Source organism: Spirosoma spitsbergense DSM 19989 (assembly GCF_000374085.1).
Lineage (GTDB): Bacteria > Bacteroidota > Bacteroidia > Cytophagales > Spirosomataceae > Spirosoma > Spirosoma spitsbergense.
In genome coordinates this window covers 16,232-27,485 of the sequence record NZ_KB893548.1, presented here as the reverse complement: position 1 = coordinate 27,485, position 11,254 = coordinate 16,232, and the positions used below count along the sequence as shown (strand labels likewise).

Sequence of the window (11,254 nt, the reverse complement as noted above, 5' to 3'; positions counted from 1 at the left end):
CNNNTAGGCAGTTTCGATTCACGGGAAGAAGCGATTTCTTCCATCAAACAGACGGGCAAAGACGCTGATCAATCGGTGATTGATAGCACAGTTTCGCCTTTCAACGCTTACACACACGTTGAGTTACTAACGGTTACTGTCCAAAATCAGGACCAGTCCACGCATAGGAAATTTTATTATCTGGTTACCGACGAAGGGTACTAGCGGTACTCCACACTGCCTGACCGTACCCCAAACAATTCCTGCTATCCGAAAGGCTGCTTCACCGACCTGCTTTACGGCAAAAATGGATTTTGAAGGAAATGATGAAATTAGGAGATAACTATAAACCATGATTTTTGATGCGATTGTAGTAGGGCTGGGAGCCGTAGGCAGTGCTGCTCTCTATCAGCTATCAAAAGAAACCCCGAACGTACTGGGACTCGATCAGTTTGCCCCTCCTCACACGCTTGGGTCAACCCACGGGGATACCAGAATTACGCGGCAGGCCATTGGCGAAGGGGCGCATTTTGTTCCTCTGGCCCTGCGGTCTTACCAAATCTGGCGGGAACTCGAACAACAGTCGGCCGAACAGCTACTGACTATTACCGGCGGCTTATTCGTAGGCCAGCAAAATTCCGTGGTACGAACCCGAAACAAAACAGGGTGGCTCGATACAACGATTCAGGCCGCCGGGCAGTTTGGTATCCCTCATCGCATACTCGATACTCTCACCCTTCGGCAGGAATTTCCTCAGTTCCAGTTTCGCCCAAACGACGTTGGCTATTACGAGCAGGAAGCCGGATTTCTACAACCCGAACGCTGTGTTTCTGTTCAGCTTGAAGAGGCCCGTAAAAATGGAGTGACGATACGCACCAACGAACGGATGGTGTCTTTCAAGTCGACAGAAGCAGGTATCATCATTCAAACGGACCAGACTGCGTATCGCACCCGAAAACTAATCCTCACTACCGGCGCGTGGCTGGCAGAATCACTTCGGGGTACACCGTATGCTCATTTGCTCCGGGTGTATCGGCAGGTTCTGTACTGGTTTGCGGTGCAGGATAATTACAGTCAATATACGCCCGGCAAGATGCCCGTATTTATCTTTAGTGATCGGGATGTGTATGGATTCCCGGCCGTGAACGGGCAAGACGGAGGAATCAAACTGGCAACAGAGACTTATGAACACCCAACCTCGCCCTCTGCTGTTAACCGCACAGTTAGTAATGCTGAAACACAATTGATGTACGAAAAATTTGTAGCTCCTACGTTATCAGGCATCAGTCCGGCGTGTGTCAAATCAGCCGTTTGCCTGTACACCATGACGCCCAACGGTAATTTTATCATCGACCAGCATCCAGCCTATCCCGATGTATTACTGGCATCAGCCTGTTCAGGTCACGGCTTTAAGCATTCGGCAGCTGTGGGGCAGATTCTGGCTGAACTAACCCTGACTGGACGGACCAGGTTTACTACCAAACCCTTCCAGTTAACCAGTTTTTCTGCGTTCGTTAAGTAGCATTACTTATGGGCAACCTGCGCCCGAATTCGGCTCAGCGACGGTCCCTTGATACCCAGATACGAGGCAATATGCCCTAACGACACCCGATTCAGCATATCCGGTTGGTTTTCAACTAAATCCACGTAGCGCTCTTCGGCTGTTTGTGTCAGTAAACTTTCAGACCGCATCTGATTGAACAGGAAATACTGTTCGGCCAGGAGTCGGCCAAACCGCTCCCAACTGTGCGAACGCAGGTAAAGTTGTTGCAAATGCTCCCGATCGATAACCAGCAGTTCCGCATCTTCCAGGGCTTCAATGAGATAGGGGCAGGTCGTCTGCGTCAGCAAGCCTTTTAGCGACGTCAGAAACATGTGTTCGGGGATAAAATAGAGGTTGTGTTCCTGCTCTGTTCCGGGGTCCACGTAATAAACCCGGAATAACCCTTTCAGAATAAACCCCACCTGCCGACAGACTGAGTTCCGGAAGTTGAAGTAATCATGCTTACCTATTTTCCTGACGTGCCAGAATTCATCAGCCAACTGCATATCCGCTTCCGGTAGTTGGGCAAACTGATGTAAATATTGATGTAGTACTTCGTATGGATCAGAAATCATCTTTTTTGTGCTGTTCTATCGCATTTTAACATAGGTGAAAAGTTAGCAGAATACGCCCGGCTACTTTTGTCCTGTTAAAAGAAATCGCTGACAAATCTAAATCATACACACATGAAAATTACCCGCAATGCATCAGCCCACTGGGCCGGAACCGGTAAAGATGGCAAAGGTAGCCTGACAACAGCCAGTACAGTTCTCAACGAAACGCAGTATTCGTTCAACACCCGCTTTGCCGACGGTATTGGCACCAACCCCGAAGAACTGATAGCCGCTGCTCACGCCGGTTGTTTTGCCATGCAGTTGGCCTTCAATATTCAGGGAGCCGGGTTTGCTGCTGATGCACTGGATGTGAAGTGCGCGATTACGCTGGAAGACAGCGGCATCACCAGTTCCAAACTGACGCTTACCGCCAGCGTACCGGGTTTGGACAAAGCTAAATTCGATGAGTTGGTTAACCACGCCGAGCATAATTGCCCCATATCAAAGCTGTTCAATACCAGCATCAGCGTTGACGCTACGTTGGCCTGATTTATGACAACAATTGACCCTAAAAAGCGAATCAGTGGCCTTCACTGATTCGCTTTTTAGGTTTAGGATTACATCCCTGATAGCTTCTGAAGCATGCCTTCTAACACCGGGATTAACAAATCCCGTCCATCAATCTATTGTCAGTCATTTGTTCTGCTGAAAACACTTCCTTTGTTGAGTACTGGCACGTGGAATCCGATACGTTAACCGTACACTCAAATCCGGCATTATATAGCAGGCGAAATCGGGTTAAATGAGCAACTTTGCTATTCTTATGACCGGCGTAGAATTACGCCGGATAAGGCTCATCTCTCATCGAACTTTCTTCTAATGAAAAATCAATTTATCCGACACGGTCTGTTAGTGGTGTGCTTATCAGTATGCACGCACCTTATGCTGGCTGGAACAGTCCCGAAAGCCACCCGCAAATACACCATCGAACAGTTTATGAAAACCATTCGGTTTGGTGGGTCCGACATTTCGCCGGACGAAAAAACAGTGCTGTTCAGCAGTAATCAGGATGGGGTATTCAATCTCTATGAAACACCATTCGATGGCAGCGGTCAGCCTAGGCAACTAACATCCTCTAAAACCAATGCCATCTTCGCCATCGGTTACCTGCCCGACGGACGGATTCTGTACAGCAGTGACCAGGGGGGCAATGAACTGACCCATATCTACTTGCGGGAGAAAGATGGGGCAGTAAGAGACCTCACCCCAGCCCCAAAAGCAAAGTTCCAGTTTGCGGGTCTCAGCCACGACCGCAAGAGCTTTTTCTACCAGTCGAACCAGCGCAGTCCGGCAGCTTTCGATGTCTATGAACTGGATATGGCTACCCTCACCCCTACCCTGCTTTTCGAAAATCCAGGCGGTTTTTTCCCCGGCGATGTATCACCCGATAAGCGCTATATCGCGCTGGCCAAAACCATCACCACTACTAACAGCGATGTGTATCTGTACGATACTAAAACTAAAGAAAACAAACTCCTGACGAAACACACCGGAGACGTAAGTAATAGTCCCGAAGGCTTCACGCCCGATGGCCGGAAACTTCTTATCTCAACCAATGAAGGAAACGAGTTTTCGTACGTTAAGTCCTATGATTTGGCCACGGGTGCGAGCACTGTTCTGGATAAGGCGAACTGGGACATTTCCGGCGACAACCTGTCGTACAAGGGCCGTTATCGGGTGTTGTCCATCAACAACGATGCCCGTACGGAACTACGAATCATCGATACCCGCACCAATCAGACCATTAAGATGCCCGCCCTGCCGGGGGGCGATGTTACCGGCGTAAACATCACCGATAGCGAAGGCCGCATGACCTTCTTTGTCAACAGTTCCAACTCGCCCGCTACGCTGTATTCGTATGATTTTAAATCCGGCAAGGCCACTCCGCTGGTACGCGGTCTGAATCCTGAAATTGAGGCTGCCGATTTGGTTTCGGGTGAGGTGATTCGGTACAAATCGTTTGATGGTATGGAGATTCCCGCCCTGCTATACAAACCCAAAGACGCCAAAATAGGCGATAAACTTCCGGCCATTCTATCTATTCATGGCGGACCGGGCGGGCAGACCCGGCTTAATTACTCCCCGCTTGTTCAATACCTGGTAAACAGTGGCTATGTGGTACTGGCGGTGAACAACCGGGGCAGTTCGGGCTATGGCAAAACGTTTTATGCCGCCGATGATTTGAAACACGGCGATGCCGACCTGAAAGACTGCGTTGAATCGAAGAAGTTTCTGGCAGCAACCAGCTACGTCGACCCAACCAAGATCGGTATTATGGGCGGTTCGTACGGTGGCTATATGACCCTGGCGGGACTGACCTTCACACCCGATGAATTTGCCGTAGGCGTCGATATTTTCGGGGTGGCCAACTGGCTTCGTACGCTGAACAGCATGCCCGAATGGTGGGGCCCGCAACGCGAGGCCATGTTTAAAGAAATCGGCCATCCTAAAACGGATTCGGTGGCCCTCTACAATAAGTCGCCGTTATTTCATACCGAGCGCATCAAAAAGCCGTTGCTGGTCATTCAGGGAGCCAATGACCCACGGGTGCTAAAGATTGAATCAGACGAAATTGTAGCGAATGTGAAGAAAAACGGCGTGCCGGTCGAATATGTCACCTTCCCGGATGAAGGACACGGTTTTGTGAAGAAAGAAAACGAGATAACGGCCTACAAAGCGGTTAAGGATTTTCTGGACAAATACCTGCGCGGGCCAGGACAGTAGCACAGTAGAAAAACCGTTTCAACGGTTAAGAAAGACCTGACCAGTTCATCAAATCCCACTGTTCAGGCAGTCGGCTAATAAACTTGTCCTATACCCAACAGCGACCAAATCCTGCAAACGCCAATCCTTTTCGCTATTTTTGCGGCCTTATTAACGGGTCAACCCGCTGATTGACCGACTTGGTACCAACTTTATGCTCCTGAGCGAACAAGAAATAAACCGCCGACAAAAGCGCGAAGAACTCATGCGGATGGGCATTGACCCATACCCCGCTGCCCTGTATGATGTCAATACCACCATCGCCGATATTAAGGCCAAGTTTCTGCCCGACCCGGAATCGACGGTGGAACCCGAAATGAACCTCTCCGGCGATACCCGCTGGGGTAACGTTCAACTGGCAGGCCGGTTGATGGGCTTCCGGATTATGGGTAGTGCTTCCTTTGCCGAAATGCAGGATTCCACCGGGCGGATGCAACTCTATTTCCGGCGTGATGACCTCTGCCCCGGCGAGGACAAAACCCTCTACAACACTGTTTTTAAAAAACTCTTGGACATCGGCGATATCATCGGTGTTCGGGGTTATGTATTCTCGACCAAAACCGGCGAACTCTCGGTCTATGTCAACGAATTTACGATTCTGAACAAGGCCCTTCGTCCCCTTCCGGTGGTGAAAGAGGTGGTGAATGAGCAGGGCGAAAAGGAAACCTACGATGCCTTTACGGATCCCGAACAACGGTACCGCCAGCGGTATGTCGACCTGATTGTGAATCCGCACGTACGCGATGTGTTCGTCAAACGGACGAAGCTGGTGAACTCCATTCGTTCGTTCTTGAGCCAGAAAGGGTATCTGGAAGTCGAAACACCCATTTTGCAGCCTATCCACGGAGGAGCAACCGCCCGGCCATTCCGCACGCATCATAACTCGCTCGACATGACGCTGTACATGCGAATTGCCAATGAGCTATACCTGAAGCGACTGATTGTGGGCGGTTACGATGGCGTTTTCGAGTTTGCCAAGGATTTCCGCAACGAGGGTATGGACCGTACGCACAACCCCGAATTTACGCAGGTTGAGTTCTACGTAGCCTACAAGGATTACCTCTGGATGATGGATACCATTGAGGAAATGGTGGAAAAAGTAGCCCTTGACGTAGCCGGAACAACCAAAGTGACGGTTGGCGAAAACGTCATTGACTTCAAGCGTCCCTGGAAACGCATGACTATGTTCGAGGCTATTCAGGAATACACGGGTGTGGATGTATCGGGCATGGAAGAAGCCGAACTGCGGCAGGTAGCCGAAAGCCGGAGCATCAAAGTGGACAATACAATGGGCAAATCGAAACTGATCGACGAATTGTTCGGCGATGCCTGCGAACCCAACCTGATTCAGCCGACGTTCATCACCGACTACCCCGTCGAGATGTCGCCGTTGACCAAAAAGCACCGGAGCAAACCGGGACTGGTCGAACGCTTTGAAGCCATCTGCAACGGTAAAGAAATAGCCAATGCTTACTCTGAATTGAACGATCCGCTCGACCAGCGCGAACGCTTTGAAGAGCAGCTGCGTCTGGCCGAGCGGGGCGATGAAGAGGCTATGATGCTGGACGAAGATTTTCTGCGTGCCCTCGAATACGGTATGCCCCCAACGGCGGGCGTAGGGCTGGGGATTGACCGGCTAGCTATGATTATGACGAACCAGCCGTCTATTCAGGATGTGCTGTTCTTCCCTCAGATGCGCCCCGAAAAGAAAGTGGAGCAGTCGGACGAAGGCGATTTTGTAACGGCGGGCGTACCTATCGAATGGGTTCCGGCGCTACAAAAGCTAAATTTCATGACGGTCGACCAGCTGCAGGCTGCTAACCCGAATAAACTGTTCAATGATTTGGGTGGTGTTCGCAAAAAGCTAAAAATGGATGTACCGATGCCTACGCTTGATCAGGTTAAGGGCTGGGTAGAAAACTAAACGACAAAAGCCCCACTTAAAAATTAAGTGGGGCACTTATTTCCTAAGTAAACGCTGGAGGGTAAATTAATCGGCTAATTTCTGGACTTTTACGGCATTGAGCCCTTTCTTGCCGTCGACCACTTCAAACTGTACCCGGTCTTTTTCCCGAATAGTAAGACCATTCAGACCCGTAACGTGAACGAAAATGTCTCTACTGGTACCATCTTCAACAATAAATCCGTACCCTTTACTCTCATTAAAAAACTTAACTTCACCCGTTTGCATAAAACCTAAACAATTAAAAAATTAAACATTTTAAGGGTTAGTTCTTAACAAAGAATAAGAAACGGATACTGTAGTATCTCATAGGATACTTAGTTGACAACCAACGATCTTTGTTAAGTATATTCGTGCAACCTATTTACCAGTGACGTTTGCGGAGCTGCCACACAAAGAAAATAAAAATGTTCTAACTTCAACAGTTTTAGTACTATTTTTTACCTAAATACATTAAGTTTATATTGAATTTCTATCTGTAAGACAAACAATCTAGTAAGAAGTCATCAACTCTTCATCTTATGACTAACTGGTTAATTATTCGTTTTCTGGCAAAGAAAATCGACAAATTTCGATATTTCCTTGAAAGTCAGGCATTTGGCGTTTGTACGCGATTAGGAGAGAAAATGAGTATTTCAGCCAGCAGCATTCGCCTGTATTTTATCTATACCTCATTCCTGACGATGGGTTCCCCGGTTATTCTTTATCTGATTCTGGCCTTCTGGATGGAAATCAACAAGCACCTGCGCCGTCATGCTCACCCAACCGTTTGGGAACTGTAGGAATAGCAGGCTGTAGGCTGTATGATAATAAAGTAAGTCACATACCATCCATCTCTTCGAACGTCTTCTTGCCCTCCGAAAAATACTGCCAGACAATACTTTTTGGGTAAAGCGCCACAGGGGTTGTTTTTTGCTTTTTCAATAACCGACGCTGCCGATATAGTTGCGGCAGTGCGCCGTAAAAGGCGAAGTGCGCCCGCAGAATAGCCCATACATCCGGCCACTGTCCGGCTTTCAGAAATAGCATCGATGATAAGCCATCCAGCACCAGACGCAGAAAAATTTTAGGCCAAAGCCATCCATCGATCGGCCAGTTTTTGTACAGCATGAACAAGCTGTTCCGGTAATTCAGAAACGTTTTCTGGGGATTGGATTTGTGGAGCGTACCGCCCCCAACGTGGTAAACCGTGGATTGTCCGCAGGCCCATACTTCATAGCCAAGCTGCTGTACACGCCAGCACCAGTCTATCTCTTCCATGTGAGCAAAAAAGGAAGCATCGAAGCCCCCCACCCGATGAAATACCTCGGCCCGCATAAACAGGCAGGCCCCCGTTGCCCAGAACACCTGTCTGTTATCATCATATTGCCCGGTATCGGTCTCAAAGGTGGCAAATACGCGGCCGCGGCAAAAAACGTAGCCCATCCAGTCGACAAAGCCACCGGCAGCACCCGCGTGTTCAAACAGCGAACGCTCACTATAAGAACGAATTTTGGGCTGGCACGCAGCAATAGTGGGATTCGCCTTCAGCAAGGCCAGCATGGGCGGCAGCCAGCCGGGCGTTACTTCGATATCAGAATTAGGGAGCACGTAGTACGTAGCCCCACCATACTGCGTTCGGATACGATCGAGTGCCAGATTATACCCACCGGCATAGCCTTCGTTTCGGGGAAGCTCAATGACCCGCACGGAGGGAAACGTCGTTTTCAGGTAAGATACCGATGAGTCGGTAGACGCGCTATCGGCTACGTAAACCGGGTGCCCATCAGCATTGGCCAGCACGAGAGGCAGGAATTTAGCTAAAAACGGTTGCCCGTTGTAATTAAGAATAACAATGGCGAGGATATCCACGTACTGCGTTTTGCAATTTGTTGTCGGTTAATTACGCCACGACGGGCACCATCCGACTCAGCGAACGGACCGACTGGCATTCTGACACAAACGTACAAACTATTTACGGCATCAGCCCATCCAGATTCAGGCCGGGAATATTAGGCAATAGCCCTTCGGTAGCCTGACGCAGATGTTCGCGGGCTTTCGTTTCAATATTACCCATCGCTTTGTTAGTAGCGGCTACGATGAGGTCCTGTAGCATTTCGCGATCATCGACCCGGATCAGGTCCGGGTCGATCTCGATTTTCAGGACGTTTTTAAGGCCATTGACCGTTACTTTCACCAGACCGGCACCCGATTCGCCCGTTTCGGTAATGGTACCGAGCGTTTCCTGCGCATCTTTCATCCGGGATTGAACTTCCTTCATTTTCCCAAACATATCCATCATGTTCATATGCCTTGTAGTTAGTGAGTCAATCAGTTGATTAGTCAGTAAGTGGTTGTTGAGTGGGTTAGTTAACAAATAATGACCGGCTCATTAACTTACTGCCTGACTTTGTTTATCTGACTAACAACACCGCACCCGTACGAACAGTTTGAAAACCGGTCAGATCAATTACTTCGATACGGTACATATATTGTCCCTGCTCGGCCAGTTGCCCCTTTATTCTGCCATCCCAGCCCTGAGTTTTGTCGATTGTTGTGTACACAACCTCACCCCAGCGGTCGTAGACAGACATTCTGTACTGATCAAAGTAAATGCCTTTTGCCAGGAACATATCGTTCAATCCATCGCCGTTCGGCGAAAAAGCATCAGGTACCAGAATTTTCGCTTCCCGCCGGAAGGTAAAGAAGTTGGAGTAACTAATTGTCCCGTTCGTGGACACGGCAATAATACGATACCGCTGCGATTGCAGATTGGGGTCGTTGGGGTCGGGTTCATAATGGGTATTGCCGCTAATTGGAATTTCGCGTTTGGTCCCGTTTAGTGAATCGACTACTTCCAGAATGTAGTTATCGACTCGTTCCGGCGTAAAGGGTGAATCGACGGTCCAGTCGATTCCCTTGTTTGACTTTGACGATAAAAGCACCGTACAAACCGGCTTCGATGGCACCGATGTCAGCCCACAGTTGCTCTGATAAGCCACCTGATAGCAATACGAACTGGCCAGGGGGTTGGCACTGTCATCCACAAATGTATTTTTGTTCGCCACCGTACCCACCTGCTGAAATGGTCCCAATGGGCCATTTGACCGACTGATAACGAGGGTATAGGCCGTTGGGGCACCCGTTGTGGGCAGGGCCGCTACCAGACGCGGACGGTTGTTCTCGATGGATACTACTACATTATTCAGGCTATCGGGCGCACTGCTGTTGATTCCCGTTACGCAGACGGGCTGCGACGTAATAAGCGTTGGTCCGGCAGTGGCTTCAAGCGAATAACAGTACTGCGTACCACAAGTGATATTGTTGGCATCAGCGTACGTTCCTGTGGTACGGTTGGTTACCTGCCCGTTTACACCCCCATTTCGGTATAGCCGATAAAATCGGAATTGCGAGGCTGAGCCCGCGTAGGGCTGCCAGCTCAAATTGTTTTGTTTATTAGCCGCTGCTACGTTGATTACCAGACTACAAACCTCATCCGACGATAGTCCGGTAGTACTACAGGCATCCTGCGCCACTACCTGAAAACACTGCACCTGTCTGGCATCCGTCTGCGCCGAGAAGGTACCGGAACCAGACCCCTTCTGGCTCGTTGCGGTATAGGTTCCATTTACTTTTTGATAGAGTTGCACGGATAGCCCGGTGCCGGCCTGATAGGTAATGTCAATGGAATTATCGCTGGTTGTTTTCAGCGATGTAATAATGGGCTGAGTAGCCGCTGATGTAACGGCAATAGTTTGGGACGGACCTGGCGTTGACCGGCAGCTGGCCGGGGCATTGTAAATTCCCTGTACCGTTATTGCATACGATCCGGCATTGGTGTAGGTATGGGATAAATCCACCGCTACATCGGCACGAGTCTTCTGTTCTCTCACGCCATCGCCCCAGTAAATCTCGTAACTATCGTACTGCCCTAGTGTGGAAGCATCGACCGTAACTATAGCCCGTCGGCCGGAGCATCCTCTTGCCGTAAACTTAACCGGATCAACGGGCAGCACCACTACTTCCCGGCACGCAATGGTACCAGTGAGTCCACCGCCGACTTGAACTATAGTGTAAGAGCCGGGCGACGTGTAGGAGAATGTTTTGCTATTAACCGTCGGGAATTGTCCAAATGCACTCTTGCCGTCGTACTGAAAGTTATATACGGGAGCATTGGCTGTCGTTGAAACGGTAATAGAAGTACCAACGCACACTTTCGCTTTGTCGATGGAAAAGCTACCAGGATATGCCGGATTGATGCAAACGTTCTGGGCCTGGGCCTGGGCCTGTAAAAATACGCTCAACAGTACTAATATGGCCAGCGTTAATACTGCCCGATGAGCTAATTTATTGGCTTTCACCCCAACATCAATCAGCACCAATTGTAAAATTTGCACAGAGGGTAATTTTTTA

The 11,254-nt window shown here is 49.4% G+C and carries 10 protein-coding genes; 5 read left to right on the top strand and 5 right to left on the bottom strand.

Features of this window, described 5'->3' with window-relative positions; genetic code table 11:
- Positions 1–331 precede the first annotated feature (331 nt).
- Positions 332–1,501, top strand: coding sequence for an N-methyl-L-tryptophan oxidase (solA, locus tag B157_RS0116310; protein WP_020604373.1), 1,170 nt, complete (start codon positions 332–334; stop codon positions 1,499–1,501).
- A 2-nt stretch (positions 1,502–1,503) separates the two neighbouring features.
- Here the strand turns inward: solA and B157_RS0116305 are convergent, their stop codons facing one another.
- A complete protein-coding gene (locus tag B157_RS0116305; RefSeq protein ID WP_020604372.1) occupies positions 1,504–2,097 on the bottom strand; it encodes a Crp/Fnr family transcriptional regulator in 594 nt (197 codons plus the stop codon).
- 111 nt (positions 2,098–2,208) lie between these two features.
- Between B157_RS0116305 and B157_RS0116300 the strand changes: the two genes are divergently transcribed.
- The 3 genes from B157_RS0116300 (at position 2,209) to lysS (ending at position 6,823) form a co-directional block, all read left to right on the top strand.
- Positions 2,209–2,625: an OsmC family protein gene (locus B157_RS0116300; RefSeq protein ID WP_020604371.1), complete on the top strand. Its 417-nt coding sequence runs from the start codon at positions 2,209–2,211 to the stop codon at positions 2,623–2,625.
- Between the two features lie 330 nt (positions 2,626–2,955).
- Positions 2,956–4,860 carry a S9 family peptidase gene (locus tag B157_RS0116295; RefSeq protein WP_245565101.1) on the top strand — a complete coding sequence of 635 codons (1,905 nt, stop codon included), beginning with the start codon at positions 2,956–2,958 and terminating at the stop codon, positions 4,858–4,860.
- Positions 4,861–5,053: 193 nt separating this feature from the next.
- The gene (gene lysS / locus B157_RS0116290; RefSeq protein ID WP_020604369.1) at positions 5,054–6,823 is read left to right on the top strand and encodes a lysine--tRNA ligase; all 1,770 of its coding nucleotides are present in this window, start codon (positions 5,054–5,056) and stop codon (positions 6,821–6,823) included.
- A gap of 66 nt (positions 6,824–6,889) precedes the next feature.
- Here lysS and B157_RS0116285 read toward each other — a convergent pair whose 3' ends face one another.
- Entirely contained in the window at positions 6,890–7,090 is a 201-nt protein-coding gene (locus B157_RS0116285; protein ID WP_020604368.1) for a cold-shock protein, read from the bottom strand.
- Positions 7,091–7,383: 293 nt separating this feature from the next.
- Here B157_RS0116285 and B157_RS0116280 point away from each other — a divergent pair, with 293 nt between their 5' ends.
- A complete protein-coding gene (locus tag B157_RS0116280) occupies positions 7,384–7,644 on the top strand; it encodes a PspC domain-containing protein (RefSeq protein WP_020604367.1) in 261 nt (86 codons plus the stop codon).
- Between the two features lie 37 nt (positions 7,645–7,681).
- On the opposite strand, the gene B157_RS0116275 is transcribed toward B157_RS0116280, so the two are convergent.
- The 3 genes from B157_RS0116275 to B157_RS0116265 all read right to left on the bottom strand — a co-directional run bounded on the left by B157_RS0116275 (position 7,682) and on the right by B157_RS0116265 (position 11,238).
- Entirely contained in the window at positions 7,682–8,713 is a 1,032-nt protein-coding gene (locus B157_RS0116275) for a glycosyltransferase family 2 protein (RefSeq protein WP_020604366.1), read from the bottom strand.
- A 103-nt stretch (positions 8,714–8,816) separates the two neighbouring features.
- Positions 8,817–9,149 (bottom strand): YbaB/EbfC family nucleoid-associated protein, encoded by a 333-nt coding sequence (locus B157_RS0116270; protein ID WP_020604365.1) that lies wholly within the window; start codon positions 9,147–9,149, stop codon positions 8,817–8,819.
- A gap of 106 nt (positions 9,150–9,255) precedes the next feature.
- Positions 9,256–11,238, bottom strand: coding sequence for a T9SS C-terminal target domain-containing protein (locus B157_RS0116265; RefSeq protein WP_020604364.1), 1,983 nt, complete (start codon positions 11,236–11,238; stop codon positions 9,256–9,258).
- Between the last annotated feature and the right edge of the window lie 16 nt (positions 11,239–11,254).

Excerpts from the sequence above, each read along its gene's own strand:
- solA (WP_020604373.1), top strand. The coding sequence starts at position 332 with ATGATTTTTGATGCGATTGTAGTAGGGCTGGGAGCCGTAGGCAGTGCT.
- B157_RS0116305 (WP_020604372.1), bottom strand. The coding sequence starts at position 2,097 with ATGATTTCTGATCCATACGAAGTACTACATCAATATTTACATCAGTTT.
- B157_RS0116300 (WP_020604371.1), top strand. The coding sequence starts at position 2,209 with ATGAAAATTACCCGCAATGCATCAGCCCACTGGGCCGGAACCGGTAAA.
- B157_RS0116295 (WP_245565101.1), top strand. The coding sequence starts at position 2,956 with ATGAAAAATCAATTTATCCGACACGGTCTGTTAGTGGTGTGCTTATCA.
- lysS (WP_020604369.1), top strand. The coding sequence starts at position 5,054 with ATGCTCCTGAGCGAACAAGAAATAAACCGCCGACAAAAGCGCGAAGAA.
- B157_RS0116285 (WP_020604368.1), bottom strand. The coding sequence starts at position 7,090 with ATGCAAACGGGTGAAGTTAAGTTTTTTAATGAGAGTAAAGGGTACGGA.
- B157_RS0116280 (WP_020604367.1), top strand. The coding sequence starts at position 7,384 with ATGACTAACTGGTTAATTATTCGTTTTCTGGCAAAGAAAATCGACAAA.
- B157_RS0116270 (WP_020604365.1), bottom strand. The coding sequence starts at position 9,149 with ATGAACATGATGGATATGTTTGGGAAAATGAAGGAAGTTCAATCCCGG.